Source organism: Luteimonas sp. MC1572 (assembly GCF_016615815.1).
Lineage (GTDB): Bacteria > Pseudomonadota > Gammaproteobacteria > Xanthomonadales > Xanthomonadaceae > Luteimonas.
This window is the reverse complement of sequence record NZ_CP067112.1, coordinates 1,629,526-1,648,686: the sequence shown is the minus strand read 5'-3', so window position 1 is coordinate 1,648,686 and position 19,161 is coordinate 1,629,526. Positions and strand designations below refer to the sequence as shown.

The 19,161-nt window shown below is 69.2% G+C and carries 18 protein-coding genes; 4 read left to right on the top strand and 14 right to left on the bottom strand.

Annotated elements, in window-relative coordinates; all coding sequences use genetic code 11:
- Nucleotides 1–2: 2 nt before the first annotated feature.
- On the bottom strand, nt 3–482 hold the full coding sequence (locus JGR64_RS07465; protein ID WP_199372750.1) for a peroxiredoxin: 480 nt from the start codon (nt 480–482) through the stop codon (nt 3–5).
- A 128-nt stretch (nt 483–610) separates the two neighbouring features.
- Between JGR64_RS07465 and JGR64_RS07460 the strand changes: the two genes are divergently transcribed.
- Nucleotides 611–1,498, top strand: a complete 888-nt coding sequence (locus tag JGR64_RS07460) for a DnaJ C-terminal domain-containing protein (protein WP_199372749.1) — start codon at nt 611–613, stop codon at nt 1,496–1,498.
- 31 nt (nt 1,499–1,529) lie between these two features.
- Here the strand turns inward: JGR64_RS07460 and pilH are convergent, their stop codons facing one another.
- From pilH to purB, 9 genes are all read right to left on the bottom strand, one after another.
- Nucleotides 1,530–1,919: a twitching motility response regulator PilH gene (gene pilH / locus JGR64_RS07455; RefSeq protein WP_199372748.1), complete on the bottom strand. Its 390-nt coding sequence runs from the start codon at nt 1,917–1,919 to the stop codon at nt 1,530–1,532.
- Between the two features lie 71 nt (nt 1,920–1,990).
- A complete protein-coding gene (locus JGR64_RS07450) occupies nt 1,991–2,983 on the bottom strand; it encodes a YhdH/YhfP family quinone oxidoreductase (protein WP_199372747.1) in 993 nt (330 codons plus the stop codon).
- A 10-nt stretch (nt 2,984–2,993) separates the two neighbouring features.
- Nucleotides 2,994–3,587 (bottom strand): TIGR00730 family Rossman fold protein, encoded by a 594-nt coding sequence (locus JGR64_RS07445; RefSeq protein ID WP_199372746.1) that lies wholly within the window; start codon nt 3,585–3,587, stop codon nt 2,994–2,996.
- A 103-nt stretch (nt 3,588–3,690) separates the two neighbouring features.
- Nucleotides 3,691–5,127: a dihydrolipoyl dehydrogenase gene (gene lpdA, locus JGR64_RS07440; protein WP_199372745.1), complete on the bottom strand. Its 1,437-nt coding sequence runs from the start codon at nt 5,125–5,127 to the stop codon at nt 3,691–3,693.
- A 15-nt stretch (nt 5,128–5,142) separates the two neighbouring features.
- Nucleotides 5,143–6,381 (bottom strand): dihydrolipoyllysine-residue succinyltransferase, encoded by a 1,239-nt coding sequence (gene sucB / locus JGR64_RS07435; RefSeq protein WP_199372744.1) that lies wholly within the window; start codon nt 6,379–6,381, stop codon nt 5,143–5,145.
- A 42-nt stretch (nt 6,382–6,423) separates the two neighbouring features.
- Nucleotides 6,424–9,291 carry a 2-oxoglutarate dehydrogenase E1 component gene (locus JGR64_RS07430; protein ID WP_199372743.1) on the bottom strand — a complete coding sequence of 956 codons (2,868 nt, stop codon included), beginning with the start codon at nt 9,289–9,291 and terminating at the stop codon, nt 6,424–6,426.
- A 192-nt stretch (nt 9,292–9,483) separates the two neighbouring features.
- A complete protein-coding gene (locus JGR64_RS07425) occupies nt 9,484–10,395 on the bottom strand; it encodes a GNAT family N-acetyltransferase (RefSeq protein ID WP_199372742.1) in 912 nt (303 codons plus the stop codon).
- Nucleotides 10,392–11,621: a cupin domain-containing protein gene (locus JGR64_RS07420; protein WP_199372741.1), complete on the bottom strand. Its 1,230-nt coding sequence runs from the start codon at nt 11,619–11,621 to the stop codon at nt 10,392–10,394. Before JGR64_RS07420 ends, JGR64_RS07425 begins: the two co-directional genes overlap by 4 nt.
- A gap of 38 nt (nt 11,622–11,659) precedes the next feature.
- A complete protein-coding gene (gene purB / locus JGR64_RS07415; RefSeq protein WP_199372740.1) occupies nt 11,660–13,030 on the bottom strand; it encodes an adenylosuccinate lyase in 1,371 nt (456 codons plus the stop codon).
- Nucleotides 13,031–13,167: 137 nt separating this feature from the next.
- On the opposite strand from purB, the gene JGR64_RS07410 reads away from it, so the two are divergent.
- Nucleotides 13,168–14,562, top strand: coding sequence for a class II fumarate hydratase (locus JGR64_RS07410; RefSeq protein ID WP_199372739.1), 1,395 nt, complete (start codon nt 13,168–13,170; stop codon nt 14,560–14,562).
- An 18-nt stretch (nt 14,563–14,580) separates the two neighbouring features.
- Here the strand turns inward: JGR64_RS07410 and JGR64_RS07405 are convergent, their stop codons facing one another.
- The 4 genes from JGR64_RS07405 to JGR64_RS07390 are packed head-to-tail and all read right to left on the bottom strand — an operon-like array spanning nt 14,581 to nt 17,164.
- Nucleotides 14,581–15,630, bottom strand: coding sequence for a hypothetical protein (locus JGR64_RS07405; protein ID WP_233348004.1), 1,050 nt, complete (start codon nt 15,628–15,630; stop codon nt 14,581–14,583).
- Nucleotides 15,627–16,499, bottom strand: a complete 873-nt coding sequence (locus tag JGR64_RS07400) for an ABC transporter ATP-binding protein (RefSeq protein ID WP_199372738.1) — start codon at nt 16,497–16,499, stop codon at nt 15,627–15,629. Before JGR64_RS07400 ends, JGR64_RS07405 begins: the two co-directional genes overlap by 4 nt.
- The gene (locus JGR64_RS07395; protein WP_199372737.1) at nt 16,496–16,858 is read right to left on the bottom strand and encodes a GntR family transcriptional regulator; all 363 of its coding nucleotides are present in this window, start codon (nt 16,856–16,858) and stop codon (nt 16,496–16,498) included. The genes JGR64_RS07400 and JGR64_RS07395 overlap by 4 nt, the downstream gene beginning before the upstream one ends.
- Nucleotides 16,859–16,861: 3 nt before the next feature.
- Nucleotides 16,862–17,164: a hypothetical protein gene (locus tag JGR64_RS07390; protein WP_199372736.1), complete on the bottom strand. Its 303-nt coding sequence runs from the start codon at nt 17,162–17,164 to the stop codon at nt 16,862–16,864.
- 206 nt (nt 17,165–17,370) lie between these two features.
- Between JGR64_RS07390 and JGR64_RS07385 the strand changes: the two genes are divergently transcribed.
- Both JGR64_RS07385 and JGR64_RS07380 read left to right on the top strand, forming a co-directional pair.
- Nucleotides 17,371–18,312 carry an FKBP-type peptidyl-prolyl cis-trans isomerase gene (locus tag JGR64_RS07385; protein ID WP_199372735.1) on the top strand — a complete coding sequence of 314 codons (942 nt, stop codon included), beginning with the start codon at nt 17,371–17,373 and terminating at the stop codon, nt 18,310–18,312.
- Between the two features lie 58 nt (nt 18,313–18,370).
- The gene (locus tag JGR64_RS07380; RefSeq protein ID WP_199372734.1) at nt 18,371–19,159 is read left to right on the top strand and encodes an FKBP-type peptidyl-prolyl cis-trans isomerase; all 789 of its coding nucleotides are present in this window, start codon (nt 18,371–18,373) and stop codon (nt 19,157–19,159) included.
- Nucleotides 19,160–19,161 lie beyond the last annotated feature (2 nt).

The window sequence follows — 19,161 nt, the reverse complement described above, 5'->3', positions numbered from 1 at the left end:
GCTCAGCCGATCGCGTCGAGCACGTGCTCGGCGGCCGAGACCTTGAATTCACCCGGTGCCTCGACGAACAGCGCCTTGACCACGCGGTCCTCGGCATAGAGCGCGAAGCGCTTGCTGCGCGTGCCCATGCCGAACGCTGAGGCGTCCATCTCCAGGCCGAGCGCGCGCGCGAAGTCGCCGTTGCCGTCGGAGAGCATGCGCAGCCCGTCCGGGACGTGCTGGCTTGCGCCCCAGGCCTGCATTACGAAGGGATCGTTCACCGCCATGCACGCGACTTCGATCCCGCGCTCGCGGAACCGGTCGAAGCACTGCACGAAACCGGGCAGGTGGTGGTCGGAGCAGGTCGGGGTGAACGCTCCCGGGACGGCGAACAGCACCACCTTCTTGTTCGCGAACAGGGTCGGGGTGTCGATGGTCTGCACGCCGTCGTTGATGTGCTTGAGGGTGACTTCGGGAATGGTGTCACCAGGCTGGATGGACATGTGCGTGCTCCTGTGGGGATGGCGGCGGCGCTGCCGCATGCGCACAGGATGCCACGACGGCGCACACCGATCTTGGTAACCTGCCGCCGGCCGTGTCCCCCTCGCGGCCTGGCGTTCCCGGAGCAGCGATGCAGTTCAAGGATTACTACGACACCCTCGGCGTGGAGCCCACGGCCGGCGAGGCCGAGCTCAAGACCGCGTACCGGCGGCTGGCGCGCAAGTACCACCCGGACGTGAGCAAGGAGCGCGACGCAGAGGCGCGCTTCAAGGCCGTCAACGAGGCCTACGAGGCGCTGCGCGACCCGGAGCGCCGCAAGGCCTACGACCAGCTGCGCGCGCGCGGCTACCGCCCCGGCGACGAGGTGCAGGCGCCCCCGGGTGGCTTTGGCGGCGGCGGCGGGCAGGGATTCGACTACGAAGAGGTGTTCGGCGGCGGCGGCGGTGGCGGCGGTTTCAGCGACTTCTTCGAAAGCATGTTCCGGCGCCAGGGGCAGCGCGGCGGTCCCGGTTATTCGGCGCCGCCGCGTGGCGATGTCCGCGCGCGGCTGGCGGTGCCGCTGGACGTCGTGCACCGCGGCGATGCGATGCGTATTTCCGTCGGCGGGCGCACGCTGCAGGTGAGGGTGCCGCGCGGCATCCGCCCGGGGCAGGTGATCCGCCTGGCCGGGCAGGGCGAACGCGGTGGCAACCTGCTGCTCGAGGTCGAATACGCCACCGACCCCCGCTTCGAGGTCGATGGCCGCAACATCATCTATGCCCTGCAGGTCGCGCCGTGGGAGGCCGCGCTGGGTGCCAGCGTCAGCGTGCCGACGCTCGGCGGCACGGTGGAGCTGAAGGTGCCGGCAGGCTCCGAGGCGGGTCGCCGCCTGCGCCTGCGCGGGCGCGGCCTGCCGGGCAGCGGCGGCCAGGGCGATGGCGACCAGATCGTCGAGATCGAGATCCAGGCGCCGGCGCCGCGCGGCGAAGACCAGCGCCGGGCCTACGAGGCCCTGCGTGATGCGTTCGCGGGTGAGTGAGTCGCGGCGCGAATAGCGCCGCGTGGTGCGCTTAGGCCGCGGTGGGCGGCGCGGGCTCGGGCGCGATCACGCTGGTGATCGCCTCGGCCAGCTCGGACTCGGAAAACGGCTTGGTGAGATAGGCGCGCGCGCCCTGGCGCATGCCCCAGACCTTGTCGGTTTCCTGGTCCTTGGTGGTCACAAGGATCACCGGGATGTGGCGCGTTGTCGGCTCACGGGTGATCGAACGCGTGGCCTGGAACCCGTTGAGGTTCGGCATCACAACGTCCATCAGCACGAGGTCGGGCAGTTCACGCTTGGCGGCCTCGAAGCCGGCCGCGCCGTCCTCGGCGGTCAGCGCTTCATGCCCCAGCTTCTCGACGATGCGACGGATGCCCATCAGCTGCGACGGCGAATCGTCGACGATCAGGATGCGCGCCATGTTGTCCCCCGGTGTGTGCCCGCGATTGTAGCCGTCGCGGTGTTACCTGCAAGCCATCCCGCGCCGGTTCCTCAGAACGCAACCAGCGTGCGCCCGTGCGAACCGCCGGCCAGCATGGCGTCGAACACCTCGGGCAGCTGCTCCATGCGCACCTCGCGCGTGCAGATGCGGTCGAGGTGGTGCGGCTTCCAGTCGGACGCGAGGCGGCGCCAGACTTCTTCGCGGATGTCGCGCGCGGGGCTGGTCGACGCCACGCCGAGCAGCGATACGCCGCGCAGGATGAAGGGCATCACGGTTGCCGTCAGCTCGTGGCTGGCGGCAAGCCCGGCGCTGGCGACGTTGCCGTACGACACGGTCTGCGCGAGCAGGCTGGCGAGCATGCTGCCACCGACGTTGTCGAGGCCGCCACCGAAGCGTTCGGACTCCAGCGGACGCGTGGTGGCAAGCGCGTCTCGGCCGATCACCTTGCGCGCGCCGATCGCCTCGAGATACCCGGTCTGTTCCGGTTTGCCGCTGACCGCGTGCACTTCGTAACCGGCGGATGAAAAGATGTCGACCGCGAGCGAGCCGACGCCACCGCTTGCGCCGGTGACCGCGATCGGGCCGAGGCCCGGATGCTGGCGGTTCTCGCTCATGCGCAGCAGCGCCAGCGCCGCAGTGAAGCCGGCGGTGCCGAGCACCATCGCGTCGCGCAGCGACAGCCCCGCCGGCAGCGCGATGGTCGTCGCCGACTGGATGCGCGCGTACTCGCTGTAGCCGCCGTCGCGGGTCTCGCCCAGGCCACCGCCGGTGACCAGCACCGCGTCGCCTTCCTTGAAAGCCGCATCGCTGGAGGCGACCACGTGGCCGGCGACGTCGATGCCGCCGACCAGCGGGAAGCGGCGCAGGATCTTGCCCTTGCCGGTGCCGGCCAGCGCGTCCTTGAAGTTGACCGAGGAGTACGCCGTACGGATGACGATCTCGCCGTCGGCCAGGTCGTCGATGGCGACCTGCTCGATGCCGCTGCGGTAGCCCGCGTCGTCGTTGTGGATGCGGAAGGCGTCGAAGCGGGCGGGAATCGTCATGCTGTCGTCCTCAGCGCAGTTCGCGGCTGCGTTTTTCGTCCAGCCACTTGGTGGCGTGCGCGGGCTGGTAGGCGTGCATCCACGCGAACATCGCGTCGATGTCGGTGCCGGTCCACAGGTCCTCGCGCTGGCCGGGGTGCAGGAACCGCTCCGCCACCATGCGGTCCATCATCGCGATCAGCGGCTGGTAATAGCCATCGACGTCGAGGATCGCGCAGGGCTTTTCGCTGATCCCGAGCTGGCGCCAGGTCAGCATCTCGACGATCTCTTCCAGTGTGCCGAAGCCGCCGGGCAGGGCGACGAAGGCATCCGCCAGGTCGAACATCCGCGACTTGCGCTCATGCATCGAGGCCACGACTTCCAGCTCGGTGAGGCCGAGGTGCGCCACTTCCATGTCGACCAGCTGCTTCGGGATCACGCCCACCACCTCGCCGCCGGCGGCGAGGACCGTGTCGGCCACCGCACCCATCAGGCCGATGTTGCCCCCGCCATACACCAGGCGGATGCCGTCGCGGGCCATGCGCGTGCCCAGCGCGACCGCCTGCGCGAGGTAGGCCGGGCTGGCGCCGGTGTTGGAACCGCAGTACACGCAAAGGCTTTTCATGGGCGCTGCTTCTGTATGGGCTGGAAAGGACGACGCCGGGCAGGGCCCGGCGCGCGTTGCAGCTGGCTGCGGCGCGGTGGCTCTCGGCCACCTGCCGCTGGTTTCAGTTCGCCTTGTGGATGGCGCGCTTGTCGACCGCCATGGCCGCGTCGTGGATCGCTTCGGACAGACTCGGGTGCGCATGGCAGATGCGCGCCAGGTCATCGGCGGAGCCCTTGAACTCCATCGTCAGCACGCCTTCGTGGACGAGCTCGGAGACGTTCGCGCCGACCAGGTGCATGCCGAGCACGCGGTCGGTCTCGGCATGCGCCAGGACCTTCACGAAGCCCGCCGGCTCGATCATCGCCACGGCGCGGCCGTTGGCGGCGAACGGGAAGCTGCCGGCCTTGTACGGGACGCCTTCTTCCTTGAGCTGCTGCTCGGTCTTGCCGACCCAGGCGAGTTCCGGCTCGGTGTAGATGACCCACGGAATGGTGTCGAAGTTGACATGGCCCGGCAGGCCCGCGATCAGCTCGGCCACGGCGATGCCTTCCTCGAAGCCCTTGTGCGCAAGCATCGGCCCGCGCACGCAGTCGCCCACGGCCCAGACGCCGTCGACGCCGGTGTGGCAATGCTCGTCGACCTCGATCTGGCCGCGGTCGGTGAGCTTCACGCCAGAACCTTCCGCCAGCAGGCCCTTCGACGCGGCGCGGCGGCCCACGGCCACCAGCAGCTTGTCGACGGTGATCGTCTGCTCGCCGTTCTTGTCGGCGTAGGTGACCTGGACTTCCTTCTTCTTGCCCTTGGCGGTGACTTCGGCCTTCGACACCTTGGCGCCGAGCTTGATGTCCAGGCCCTGCTTCTTGAATTCGCGCGCGGCGAGCTTCGACACTTCGGCATCGGCAACTGCGAGGAAGTCGGGCAGGGCTTCGAGGATGGTGACTTCGGCGCCGAGGCGCTTCCACACGCTGCCAAGCTCCAGGCCAATCACGCCGGCGCCGATCACCGCCAGGCGCTTGGGCACCTCGGCGAAGTCCAGGCCGCCGACGTTGTCGACGATCGCGTCGCCGTCGAACTTCGCGAACGGCAGTTCGATGGAATCCGAACCCGCGGCGATGATCACGTTGGTGCCGGTGAACTCGACCTCGCTGCCGTCGTGCTGCTTCACCTTGACCAGGCGATCAGCGTGCAGGGTGGCGAAGCCGTAGTACGGCGCGACCTTGTTGGCCTTGAACAGCTGCGCGATGCCGCCGGTGAACTGCTTCACGATGGCGTCCTTGCGGCCGACCATCGTGCCGACGTCGATCTTCGGATCGGTCGCGGTGATGCCGTGCTGGCTGAAGATGTGCTGCAGGTTGTGGAACTGCCGCGACGAATCCAGCAGCGCCTTCGACGGGATGCAACCCACGCGCAGGCAGGTGCCGCCGAGCGCGGGCTTGCCGTCCTTGCCCAGCCCGGCGTCGATGCAGGCGACCTTCATGCCGAGCTGCGCGGCGCGGATCGCGGCGTGGTAGCCGGCGGGGCCCGCACCGATGACGACAACATCAAACTGTTCAGCCATGTCCGTTCCTTTTCCTTACATGCCCAACAGCATGCGATGCGGGTTTTCCAGCTGGTCCTTGATGTCCACCAGGAACAGCACGGCTTCCTTGCCGTCGATGATGCGGTGGTCGTAGCTGAGCGCGATGTACATCATCGGCGCGGCAACCACGGCACCGTTCTCGACGATCGCGCGCTCCTTGATGGCGTGCATGCCGAGGATCGCCGACTGCGGCGGGTTGACGATCGGCGTCGACATCAGCGAACCGAAGGTGCCGCCGTTGGTGATCGTGAAGGTGCCGCCCTGCAGGTCGTCCAGCGACAGCTTGCCGTCGCGCGCCTTCCTGGCGAAATCGCCGATCTGCAGTTCGATGTCGGCGAAGCCCATGCGCTCGACGTTGCGCAGCACGGGGGTCACCAGGCCCTTCTCGGTCGACACCGCGATCGAGATGTCGGAGTAGCCGTGGTAGATGATGTCGTCGCCGTCGACCGAGGCGTTGACCACCGGGTACTTCTGCAGCGCGTTGGCGGCGGCCTTGGCGAAGAAGCTCATGAAGCCGAGTTTCACGCCGTACTGCTTCTGGAACGCTTCGCCCAGCTCCTTGCGCATGGCCATCACCTTGCCCAGGTTGACTTCGTTGAACGAGGTCAGCATGGCGGTGGAGTTCTTGGACTGCATCAGGCGCTCGGCGATGCGCTTGCGGATGCGCGTCATCGGCACGCGCTCCTCGGGGCGCGCGCCGCCGGAGACACCCGCACCCTTGCCCGATGCGTAGTTGACCAGGTCTTCCTTGGTCACCGCGCCACGGCGGCCGGTGCCTTCGACCTGCGACGGATCGATGCCGTCCTTGACCGCGGTGAAGCGCGCGCCCGGGGGCAGGGCATCGGTGCCACCGGCCGGCGCGGGACGCGTGGAGGCGGGCGCCTTGGCCTCGAGCTTCGCGGCCGCGGCCTTGGGCATGACTTCCTGCGCGCCGGCGGCGGGCTCGGCCTTGGCGGCGCCGGCAGCGGGCGCGGCGTCGGGCTTCGCGGCGGCAGCGCCTTCCTCGATGATCGCGATCACCTGCTGGCTGTTGACCGTGGCGCCCTCTTCGAACTTGAGCTCCCTGATCACGCCGTCAACGGTGGAGGGCACTTCGAGGACGACCTTGTCGGTCTCCAGGTCGACGATGTTCTCGTCGCGCGCGACGGCGTCGCCCACCTTCTTGTGCCAGGTGGCGATGGTCGCGTCGGAAACGGATTCGGGGAGTACCGGTACCTTGATTTCGGTGGCCATGGTCTGGGTGCGTCCTGGTCTTGGCGTGTGGCGTGTAGGGGGTCAGTCGGCTGCGAAAACGCTGCCGGCGGGTTCGATGAGGGCGTCGGCGACCAGCTTCTGCTGCTCGACCACGTGGTCGGCGAAGTGTCCGGCGGCCGGCGACGGCGAACGCGGGCGCCCGGCGTAGTGCAGCTCCTGGCCGGATGCCAGGCACGCCTGCAGGTGGTGGCGGATCTGGTACCACGCGCCCTGGTTCTGCGGCTCTTCCTGGCACCAGACCACGGTGGTGGCCTTGCCGTACTTTTCCAGTTCCGCGCCCAGCGCGACGCGCGGGAACGGATACAGCTGCTCGACGCGGACGATGGCGACATCGTCCTGGCCGCGCTTGGCCTGGTCCTCGATCAGGTCGTAGTAGACCTTGCCCGAGCACAGCACCACGCGCTTCGTCTTGGCCGGCTTGGCCGTGGCATCGCCGATGAGGTGCTGGAACTCGCCGCCCGCCATCTCGTCGAGCGTCGACACCGCGAGCTTGTGGCGCAGCAGCGACTTCGGCGACATCACCACCAGCGGCTTGCGCGTGGTCATGAGCATCTGGCGGCGCAGCATGTGGAACGCCTGCGCCGGCGTGGACGGCACGCAGACCAGCATGTTGTCGAGCGCGCACAGCTGCAGGAAGCGCTCCAGGCGCGCCGAGCTGTGCTCGGGGCCTTGGCCTTCGTAGCCGTGCGGCAGCAGCAGGGTCAGGCCGGTGATGCGGCCCCACTTGGCTTCGCCGGAGGCGATGAACTGGTCGATCACCACCTGCGCGCCGTTGGCGAAGTCGCCGAACTGCCCTTCCCAGATGCACAGGGTGTTGGGGTCGGTGGTGGAGAACCCGTACTCGTAGGCCATGACCGCTTCTTCGCTGAGCAGCGAGTCGATGATCCTGGCGCGCTCCGGCGACGTGGCCAGCTTGGCCAGCGGCAGGTAGTACGCGTCGGTCTTCTGGTCGTGGAGGATCGCGTGGCGGTGTGTGAACGTGCCGCGGCCGACGTCCTGGCCCACCAGACGCAGCCCGTAGCCTTCGTCGAGGATGGTGGCGTAGGCGAGGTTCTCGGCGAAGCCCCAGTCGGCGGGCACTTCGCCAGCGGCCATCTTGCGGCGCTCTTCGTACACCTTGGCGACGCGCGAATGCAGCTCCACCTCGTCCGGGATCGTGGTGATGGACGCGGCCAGCGTGCGCAGGCGCTCGCCGTCGATCGCGGTGCTGATCTCGTCCGACAGCGCGCCGGCCAGGTACTTGCCCCAGTCGACGAACATCGCGCTGCCCGGCGGGGTCTTCTCGACCGGTGCCAGTTCGGTGGTGACTTCGCCGGCATCGAGCCGGTCGCGGAAACCGTCCACCAGCGCCTTGCCGCCGTCGGCCGGCAGCACGCCCTCGGCCTCGAGGCGCGCGGCATACAGCTCGCGGGTGGTCTTGTGCTTGCGGATCACCTGGTACATCACCGGCTGGGTGATGGCGGGCTCGTCGGCCTCGTTGTGGCCCCAGCGGCGGTAGCAGACGAGGTCGATCACCACGTCCTTGCTGAACTGCTGGCGGAAGTCGTAGGCCAGGCGCGCGGCGAACGCGACCGCTTCCGGGTCGTCGGCGTTCACGTGCAGCACCGGCGCGCCGATCATCTTGGCGACGTCGGTGCAGTACAGCGTGGAGCGCGCGTCCTCGCGGTGGCTGGTGGTGAAGCCGACCTGGTTGTTGATGACGATGTGCAGGGTGCCGCCGACGGCGAAACCGCGCGCCTGCGACATCTGGAACAGCTCCATCACCACGCCCTGGCCGGCAAACGCCGCGTCGCCGTGGATCAGGATGGGCATCACCTGCTTGCGCGCGGTGTCGCCACGGCGCTCCTGGCGCGAGCGCACCGAGCCGGCGACTACCGGGTCGACGATCTCGAGGTGCGAAGGATTGAACGCCAGCGCGAGGTGCACCGGGCCACCGGGCGTGACCACGTCGGCGGAGAAGCCCATGTGGTACTTCACGTCGCCGGCGTGCGCGCGGTCGTGGTGCTCGAACTTGCCTTCGAACTCGTCGAACAGCTTGCGCGGGCTCTTGCCGAGCGTATTGACCAGCACGTTGAGGCGGCCGCGGTGGGCCATGCCGATCACCACGTCCTTGACGCCGTCGGACCCGGCGTTCTGGATCACGGTGTCGAGCAGCGGGATGAGCGAGTCGCCGCCTTCCAGCGAGAAGCGCTTCTGGCCGACGTACTTGGTGTGCAGGTAGCGTTCAAGGCCCTCGGCCGCGGTCAGGCGCTCGAGGATCCGGCGCTGCTCGTCGGCGGCATGGTTGAAGCGGCCACTCGCGGTTTCCATGCGCTCGTACATCCAGCGCCGCTGGTCGGCTTCCGGGATGTGCATGAACTCGGCGCCGATCGGGCCGGTATAGGTGGCGCGCAGCATGCCCAGCAGGTCGCGCAGGCGCATCCGCGCCGCGCCGCCGAAGGTGCTGGTGGCGTTGCCGCCCGGGCCGGTGGCGAACTCGGTGTCGAGGTCGGCGTCGGACAGGCCGTGGAACGGCAGCTCGAGATCCGGTGCTTCCGGCTTGGTGGCCATCGCCAGCGGATCGGTTTCGGCGCGCAGGTGGCCGCGCGAACGGTACGCGGTGATCAGCTTGAGCACCGAACCCTGCTTGCGCTGCGCCTCCATGTCGACCGGGCTGGCGACGCTGTGCGTGCCGGCGGCGGCCTCGCGGCCGGCGCGGGCGACCGCGTCGATCACCACCGAGTGGGGGATGTCCCCCGCCTCACGCCCCTTGAAGGCGTCGAACCAGGCCTTCCATTTGTCGCCGACGACGTCGGGGTCCACGAGATACTGCTCGTACAGGTCCTCGATATAGGCGGCATTGGCGCCAAGCTGGGAGGACTGCGCAAACTGCTTCAGTAGACTGTCCACGTCTGGTCTTGTCAGGCTCTTTTCGGGGGATTGGCCGCGCCTGGCACGCACCATGTGGTGCGGTAATGGCGCAGGGCATGTGAAGGACGGCAATTATAGCCGCAGCGGCTGCCGCGGCGCATCACGCGTTGGGTCCGACCGTTCCATTGCCAACGCTGGCAACGCGTTCGACCATGCTGGCGGCATCTGTCTTCAGAGCCCCAGCGCGCGCAACTCGCCGCAGGGCCGCGAGCGTTCCCACACCGGGTCGAAGGCTTCGGCCAGCTGGCGGGCACGGCCCGCGCCTTCGCGTTGCGCCTCGCCGTCGAAGCGGTGGCCCAGTCCGCGGTGGTAGTAGCCGCCGGCGTCGTTGACGATGAACGCATCGGCACGGGCGCGGTCCACCGGATCCTCGAGCTCGCGGAACGCGAACACGCTCGGCAGGCGCTGGGCCAAGGCGAGCAGCGGGGAATGGGCGCGCTGCGCGGCCCCGGCATCGAACAGCAGCACCTGCACCTCGACGCCGCTGGTGCCGGTGGCCAGGCTGCGCAGCGCGGCCAGCACGCGCGGGTCGTCGTACAGCCCGGGGTCGAGCGCGCGGGTGAGGATGCGCAGGCGCCGGCGCGCCGAAGCCACCAGCACCGAGGTGATCGCCACGGCTCCCTCGCGGTCGCTGATCGACTGCGCGTGGTCGAACGCCAGGCGCATGGTCTGATGCGTGATGCCGGCCTCGGTGAAGCGCGGGCCCTCGGCCGTGAAGCCGTTGCGCTGGTAGAACGGCGCCGCATCGACCTGGGCGTGCAGGAACACGTCGCCGCGCCCGGCGCTGCGCGCCTGGCGGAGCAGCGCCTGCAGCATGGCGTTGCCCACGCCGCGGTCGCGCCACGCGGGGAGCACGGCCATGCGCCCGATCCGGCCATCCGGGTCCAGCCGCCCCGCACCGATGGTGCAGCCGTGCTGGTCGCGCGCCTGCACATGCCAGCAGCGCGCGTCCTGGCCATCGTTCTCGAGCTCCGCGGCAATGCCCAGTTCGTCGACGAATACGGCGCTGCGGACGCCCGAGAGCGCGGCGCCGGCGTCATCCCAGCCGACGATGTCGACGCGGAATATCGATGTCCCGCTCAAGGCGTGTCCCCGTCATCGTCCATGTCCAGGCGGTAATGCCCTTCGGTGACCAGCGCCATGACGCAGTCGCGCGCGGCCTCGGACAATGCAGCGTAGGTGGTGGCGTCGAGCACCGCGGCCGCGGACAGGCGCTGCGCGTCGCGCACCGGCAGCGCGTGGCAGTGTCCGGCGATATAGAGGCTGGCGCCGCGCCTGGCGCGCCGCCATGCCACGCGCGTCCACGGATGGCGCACCAGTACCGCACCCTGCTGCAGGTCCCATTCCACCTCGATCCGCGAGCGCGCAGGCGACTCGGGCAGGCCCGGGCCTGCCGCGCTGCGGTAGGTGGTGATGAAGCGCCCGAACCAGTCGCCGAGCGCATCGGCGTCGGCCATGCGGATCGCGTTCAGCGCCTCGACCACGCGTCCCATCGCCGTGGCGTCGATCTCGTTGGCGTCACGCGGCGGGGCAAGGTCGGGATCGGTGTAGCGCAGCGACTCGTCGGCCTCGGCGGCGAGGGTATCGATGTAATCCCCCATCAGCTCGGCGGTGGCCGGCGCGCGCATGCCGAGCGAGAAGGTCAGGCAGGGATCCTCGGCCACGCCGTTGTGCGGCACGTTCGGCGGCAGGTAGAGCATGTCGCCGGGTGCCAGCACCCAGTCGTGGGTGGGCACGAACTCGCGCAGCAGCTTCAACTCGACGTCGTCGCGGAATGCCATCGCCGGCACGCCGTGGCCCATCGCGTCGCCGGCGTCGATCTGCCAGCGGCGATGGCCCTGGGCCTGCAGCAGGAACACGTCGTACTGGTCGACGTGCGCGCCGACCGAGCCGCCGGTGGCGGCGAAGCTGACCATCACGTCGTCGATCCGCCAGCGCGGCAGGAAATCGAAGGCATCGACCAGCGCGGCGATGTCCGGATCCCACTTGTCCATGTCCTGCACCAGCAGGGTCCAGTCGCGATCGCCGAGGCCCGGGAACAGTTCTTCGGGGAAAGGTCCGCTGCGCACGGTCCAGCCGTCACTGGCGCGGTCGTGCTGGATCAGGCGCGCGAGCACGCCGTCCTCGCAGGCCAGTCCGGCGAGGTCGTCGGGCTCGACCGGCGAGGTGTAGCCGGGGAACGCGCCGCGGATCAGCAGCGGGCGTTTCTGCCAGTAGTCGCGCAGGAACGCGCGGGGGGGCATGCCCAGCAGGCGGCCGGGCTTGCCATGGACTTCGAAAGGGAGGGGTTTGGCGCGGGATGCGGCCATGTGTGCGGGCTCCGTGGAGGCGGGGCGTGCGGTCGGGTTCAGACCGCGCGCGCCTGGTCGGCGGCAAGGCCGGTGTAGCTGCCCGGGGTCATGTCGAGCAGGCGGCGGCGGTCGTCTTCGGGCAGGTCGAGGCTGGCGATGAACGCGCGCATCGACGCGGCATTGATCCCCTGGCCGCGGGTCAGCGCCTTGAGTTGTTCGTAGGGGCTGGGAAGGCCATGGCGGCGCATGACCGTCTGCACGGCTTCGGCCAGCACTTCCCAGGCGCCATCGAGGTCGGCGGCGAGGCGCTCGGGATTGGCGCTGAGCTTGCCAAGGCCGCGGCCGAGGGCGTCGAATCCGACCAGTGCATGGCCGAACGCGGTGCCCAGCGCGCGCAGCACCGTGGAATCGGTGAGGTCGCGCTGCCAGCGGCTGACCGGCAGCTTGGCGGCGAAGTGCTCCAGCAGCGCCACGCTGATGCCGAAGTTGCCCTCGGCGTTCTCGAAATCGATCGGGTTGACCTTGTGCGGCATGGTCGAGCTGCCGACTTCGCCGGCCTTGACCGCCTGCCTGAAGTAGCCGAGCGAGATGTAGCCCCACACGTCGCGGCACAGGTCGATGCAGATGGTGGCGATGCGCTTCTGCGCGTCGGCGATCTCGGCGATGCAGTCGTGCGGTTCGATCTGCGTGGTGTACGGGTTGAAGTCCAGCCCCAGCGATTCCACGAAGCGGCGCGAGAACGCCGGCCAGTCGACGTCGGGATAGGCCGCCACGTGCGCGTTGTAGTTGCCGACCGCGCCGTTGGCCTTGCCGCTCAGGGACACCGCCGCGAGCTGCGCCGCCTGGCGGTCGAGGCGCGCCACGACGTTCGCCAGTTCCTTGCCCACCGTGGTCGGTGACGCGGTCTGGCCGTGGGTGCGCGACAGCATCGGCAGGTCGGCGTGGGCGTGGGCCATGTCGCGCAGCGTGGCGGTGACCGCGGCCAGCGCCGGCAGCAGCACGTCGCTGCGGGCCTGGCGCAGCATCAGCGCGTAGGACAGGTTGTTGATGTCCTCGCTGGTGCAGGCGAAATGCACGAACTCGAGCGCCGGTCCCAGCGCGGCGTCATCGCCGAGACGCTCCTTGATGAAGTATTCGACCGCCTTGACGTCGTGGTTGGTGGTGCGTTCGATGTCCTTGACCCGCGCGGCGTCGGCGACCGAGAACCTGTCGGCCAGCGCGCGCAGGCGCGCGGCCGCGGCGGCATCGAACGCAGGCAGCTCGGTGATGCCCGGCTCGGCGGCCAGCGCCAGCAGCCACTCCACTTCGACCCGCACGCGGGCGTGGATCAGCCCGAACTCGGAGAAGATCGGGCGCAGCGCGTCGACCTTGCCGGCGTAGCGGCCGTCGAGCGGGGACAGGGCAAGCAGGGGGTCGAGGGCGGGCATGGCGGCTGCAAGCGGGCGAGGGCGCACATTCTACCCGCCGCGCCGCTCCGCGGCCCTGCAGCACGGCGTGTGCTGGACGCGGGCATCGCGAGGCGCGGCGTATGCTCGCGCGACCACACCGGCAGCGGGTCACCACCATGGCGCGACACGAGTCCAGGACCGAGCACGACAGCATGGGCGAGCTGCAGGTGCCCGCCGACGCCCTGTGGGGCGCGCAGACGCAGCGCGCGGTCGACAATTTCCCGATCAGCGGACGGCCGATGCCGCGCGGCTTCATCCGCGCGCTCGGGCTGGTGAAGGGCGCCGCGGCGGAGGTGAATGCCGGCTTCGGGCTGCTGCCGAAGGGCATCGCCCGCGGTATCGCGCGCGCCGCCAGGGAGGTCGCCGCCGGGCAACACGACGCCCACTTCCCGGTCGACATCTACCAGACCGGCTCCGGCACCTCGTCGAACATGAATGCCAACGAGGTGATCGCCACCCTGGCCGGGCGCGCGCTCGGTCGCGCCGTGCACGCCAACGACCAGGTGAACCTCGGTCAGAGTTCCAATGACGTGATCCCGACCGCGCTGCGTGTGAGCGCGCAGCTGGCGGTGGTGGAGGACCTGCTGCCGGCGGTCGCGCACCTGCGGCGCACCATCGACCGGCGCGGCCGGGCGCTCGGCAAGGTCGTCAAGACCGGGCGCACGCACCTCATGGACGCCATGCCGCTGACCTTCGCGCAGGAATTCGGCGCCTGGTCGGCGCAGCTCGCGTCCGCGGAGGCGCGGCTGAAGGATTGCCTCGCACGCCTGCGCCGGCTGCCCATTGGCGGCACCGCGATCGGCACCGGCATCAACGCCGATCCGCGCTTCGGGCGCGAGATGGCCAAGGCCTTGTCGCAGGCGACGAAGACGAAGTTCGAGTCCGCCGCCGACAAGTTCGAAGGCATCGCGTCCCAGGACGACGCGGTGGAGCTGTCCGGCCAGCTCAACGCGCTGGCGGTGGCGCTGATGAAGATCGCAAACGACCTGCGCTGGATGAATGCCGGGCCGCTGGCCGGACTGGGCGAGATCGAGCTGCCGGCGCTGCAGCCGGGCAGTTCGATCATGCCCGGCAAGGTCAACCCGGTGCTCGCCGAAGCGACGGTGATGGTCTGCGCGCAGGTGATGGGCCATCACGTCGCGATCTCGATTGCCGGGCAGACCGGCAACTTCCAGTTGAACGTCACCCTGCCGCTGGTGGCGAGCAACCTGCTTGAGTCGATCGGCCTGCTGGCCAACGTGTCGCGGCTGCTGGCGGATCGCAGCATCGCCGGGCTCAAGGTGCGTCGCGACGTGGTCGATGCCGCCCTTGGCCGCAATCCCATCCTGGTGACCGCCCTCAACCCGGTGATCGGGTATGAAAAGGCCGCGGCCATCGCAAAACAGGCCTACCGCGAGGGCAGGCCTGTGCTGGAGGTGGCGATCGAAGCCACCGGGATGCCGGAAGCGCGCCTGCGCGCGCTGCTCGATCCGCTGGCCCTCACCCGTGGCGGCATCCACGGCAACGAATGAGGGCGCAGCGGCCGTCGATCAGCCGTCGTCGCGCCAGCGGCGCAGGCGGGTGGCGGCGTACAGCATCGCGATGCCCGCCGCGGCGCCGATCCACATGGAGGGTGACAGCAGGTTGGAATACACCTGGGGCACGCCAAGCAGCAGCGACATGCCGCCGGGGCCATCGAGATCCGCGCCGTCCAGCCGGGCGATGTCCATCGGCGTGAGCGGCACCACGCCCAGCAGCATGCGTGCCACCACGTGGCCCCAGAACCAGCTGGCGTCGGCGTTGAACAGGCGCATCACGCCGAACATGGAGACAAAGGTGCCGGACAGGACCGGGACCATCAGCGCCCACAGGAACGGCTTGCTGCGCGACCACACGGAACACAGCATCAGCCAGCCGATGGTCGGCAGCGCCCACACCGCGTAGACCGGGATTGCCGCCAGCAGCTGGACCGCGATCAGGGCGGGACTGCCCGGCCCCCAGATCAGCTCCCAGGCGTTGCCGCCGTGGAACATCACCACCACGCTCAGCATGGCGAGGAAGGCGAGCATCGTGGCGATCGCGGCGAGCGTGGCCAGCAGCGGCGCCACCAGCGCCACGCTGACGACCTTCGACAGCACCGTCTCGCCATCCGACACCGGCAGCGACTTCCAGAACAGCACGCTGCGGTCCTTGCGCTCGTCGTACAGCGCGCCCAGGCAGTAGAAGAACATCACGAACGCCAGCACGATGAACGGCCAGCTGGACGACAGCAGCATGGTCACGTCGATGCCGTTGGCGAGCTGCAGCTTGTCCTGCGCGCTCAATTGCGATGTCAGGACCCCAAGGTCCAGGCCGTTGATCGACATCGAGGACCCGTCGTCGAGCATGATCCTGGCGTCGGACGAGGTCCGGTTCGCGGCGACGTGGGCGATGACGATGAACACCATCGTCAGCAGCAGCGAGATCGCGCCGGCGATGAACGGCGCCCAGAGGAACCCGCCCTTGTGCTCCCAGAACTCGCGGCGCAGCAGGAGGGCGAAACGATGGGTGCGATGGGCCGGGGTGCGCGCCACCGGCAGGGTGTCGGCGTGGGCGTTCATGCGTAGGTTCCTTTCATGGTGGCCACGAACAGGTCGGCCAGGCCGGGGGTGCGGGTCTCGCCGAAGGCGGTGAGCGAAGCGCGCGGGACGCCGTCGAACAGCATCACCGTCTTGCCGAAGGGCAGGGCGCGCTCCTCGATGGGGGCGACGGCGCGGGCGGCGTCGAGCTGGCCGGCATCCACCAGCACCTCGGTGAAGCGCTCGGCGAGCGCGTCCATCGGCGCGTCCACGACGATCCGGCCGTCGCGGATGAACAGCACGTCGGTGAGGATGTGCTCGATCTCCTCCACCTGGTGGGTGGTGACGATGATGGTCTTCTCCTCGTCGAAGTAGTCCTCCAGGAGGCGCTGGTAGAACTCCTTGCGGTAGAGGATGTCGAGGCCGAGCGTGGGCTCGTCGAGCACCAGCAGGCGCGCGTCGATCGCCATCACCAGGGCCAGGTGCAGCTGCACGATCATGCCCTTGGACATCTCGCGCACCCGCATCTTCGGGTCGAGTTTGGTGTTGGCCAGGAAGCGCTCGCAGCGGGCCCGATCGAAGCGCGGGTGCACGCCCTCGACGAAGGCGATGGCCTCGCGCACGCGCATCCAACGCGGCAGCACGGCGACGTCGGCGATGAAGCAGACGTCGTTCATGAGCGCGTCGCGGTCGTGGCGCGGGTCACGCCCGAGGACCTTGAGGTCGCCCTCGAAGCCGACCAAGCCCAGCATCGCCTTGAGGGCGGTGGTCTTGCCGGCGCCGTTGGGACCGATCAGGCCGACGATGCGGCCGGGGGCGACGCTGAAGCTGGTGCCGTCCAGCGCCGGCTTGCCGCGGTAGGACTTGCGCAGGCCGCGGGCTTCGATGACAGGTGTGTCGACGGCATTCATGCGTTGTCTCCCTGGGGCAGCAGGTCGCTGGCGGCGAGGCCGAGACGCTGGATCCGCTCCAGGACCAGCGGCCACTCTTCCGTGAGGAAGCGTTCGCGTTCGTTTTTCAGCAGCTTCTTTGACGCTTCTTCGGTGACGTACATGCCAAGCCCCCTGCGTTTTTCGACAAGCGCTTCGTCGGCGAGCTCCTGGTAGGCGCGCGAGACCGTGATCGGGTTGAGCTGGTATTCGGCGGCGACCTGGCGCACCGAAGGCAGCGCGTCGCCAGGCTTGAGCAGGCCGTCGAGCATCATGGCGATGACCTTTTCCTTCAGCTGGCGGTAGATGGGAGCGCCGTCGCTCCATTGGATGGCGGTCATGGTTCAGCTCCTGCCGCGGCGCGTGTTCTGCGCGAACGAAAAGTAGGGCAGCGCGAACTTGCGATGACCGGAGGCGCGCCGGCGCGGCGCTTCGTGTCGCAGGCCCGGCAGCAGGGCGTGGTCGGCGCCGGTCTCGGCACCTTCCGTCCAGTTGGCGGCGTCGGCGAGCTTGGCGGCGTCGGCGAGCTTGGCGGACGCGGAGCGATGGGGGTCGACGGGTTGCGGATTGCCCGCCAGCAGGCCGACGACCAGCAACAGGCCGGAGGTGGACAGGGCGATCAGGGTGTCGCGGAGCTTGCGGTTCATGGCGAACGTCCTGCTCTGGGTAGTCGGTGTTGTATGTAACTATAACACCAGATCACGTGCCGTCAAGCACCGCCGAAGCTCGGCCCCCCAACTGACGACAGGGGTCCGTCCGCGGCATCCGGGAGATTGCCCGGGCGGCCCCGGGCCGTGACAATGGGGGCTTCGTGTCGCGCGTTGCGCGCCAAAGTCCCCAGGAGTTTCCCCGGATGAATTCCATGCTGCGCGGCCTGGCTGCGCTGTCCATTGCCGCGGTGCTGTCACAGGCACCCGCACACGCCCAGGAGAAGACGGTGCCGTCGAACGAGCGCGAGAAGAACAGCTATCTGATCGGCATGGACGTCGGTCGCTCGATCGAACAGGTCGGCCCCGATCTCGACCGCGCCGCGTTCCGCCGCGCCATCGACAACGCGTTCGCCGGCGGCAAGCCGCTGGTGACCGAAGCCGAGGCCGCCGAAATCGGCCCGGCGCTGATGCAGCGCGTCGCCGTGCGCAGCGGCCAGCCGATGCAGGGCGTCGCCCCGGGCACGGAGCCGCCCAAGGTGGCCAAGGACAAGGTGGGCCTGCTGGTCGGCGCCGACGTCGGCCGCTCGCTGGCGCCGATCAAGGACGAGGTCGACCTCGCCATGTTCGAACAGGGCCTGGCGGTCATGCTCGACGGCGGCACGCCGGTGATTCCCGAGGCCGAACAGGCATCGCTGCGCGAAGCCTTCGGCAAGCGCATGCAGGAACGCATGCGCCTGGAATCCGAGGCCGCGGCGCAGAAGGGCGCCGCCGAGGGCGCGGCGTTCCTCGCCACCAACAAGGCCGCCAAGGGCGTGGTGAGCACCGCATCGGGGCTGCAGTACATGGTGCTGCGCCAGGGCTCGGGCCAGCGGCCGATGGCCGACTCGCGTGTGCGCGTGCATTACCAGGGCACGCTGCTCGACGGCACCGTGTTCGACAGCTCCTACAAGCGCAACGATCCGGCCACTTTCGGCCTCAACCAGGTCATCGCCGGCTGGACCGAGGGCCTGCAGCTGATGCCGGTGGGTGCCAAGTACCGCTTCTGGATTCCGGCCGAACTCGCCTATGGCCGCAACGGCTCGCCTGGCGCGATTCCGCCGAATTCCGCGCTGGTGTTCGACGTCGAGCTGCTGCAGGTACTCTGAGCGACCGCGTCGCCAGACCCATTTCCCGCATCCCCCGAACTCTCCGAGGAAACATCGAATGAACCACGCCGTACGCGTCGCCGCGACCAGCCTGCTGGCCGCTTCGCTCCTGGTCGCACTGGGTGCCTGCAAGAAGATCGACAAGGACGCGGCCGCCACTGACGGCGCGACCGCCGCAGCCGATGCCGCGCCGGCCGCGCTCGACATCAAGGGGCTGAAGACCGAGAAGCAGCAGGCCGGCTATGCGATCGGCCTGCAGGTCGGCGCGTCGCTCGAGGAGATCAAGGACGAGATCGATTTCGATTCCATGGTCAAGGCCATGCGCAGCAAGGTCGACGGCACGGATCCGCTGATGACGGAAGAGCAGGCACGCACGGTGTTCGAGGCCTTCGGCCAGCGCATGCAGGCGAAGATGGTGGCCGAGGCGGCCAAGAAGGCCACCACCAACCTGGCCGAGGGCGAGGCGTTCCTGGCCGGCAATGCCAAGGTCGAGGGCGTGCAGGTCACGGCGTCGGGCCTGCAGTACCAGGTGCTGCAGCCGGGCACGGGCGCGAAGCCGGGTCCCGAAGACCGCGTGAGCGTGCATTACAAGGGCGCGCTGCTCGACGGCACCACTTTCGACAGCTCCTACGATCGCGGCGAGCCGGCCACGTTCCAGCTGTCGCAGGTCGTCCCCGGCTGGCAGGAAGGCCTGCAGCTGATGCAGGTGGGCAGCAAGTACAAGCTGTGGATCCCGGCATCGCTGGGCTACGGCGAAGCCGGCACCCCCGGCGGCCCGATCGCCCCGAACAGCACCCTGGTGTTCGAGGTCGAGCTGCTCGAGATCCTCGGCGCCCCGGCGGAGTAAAC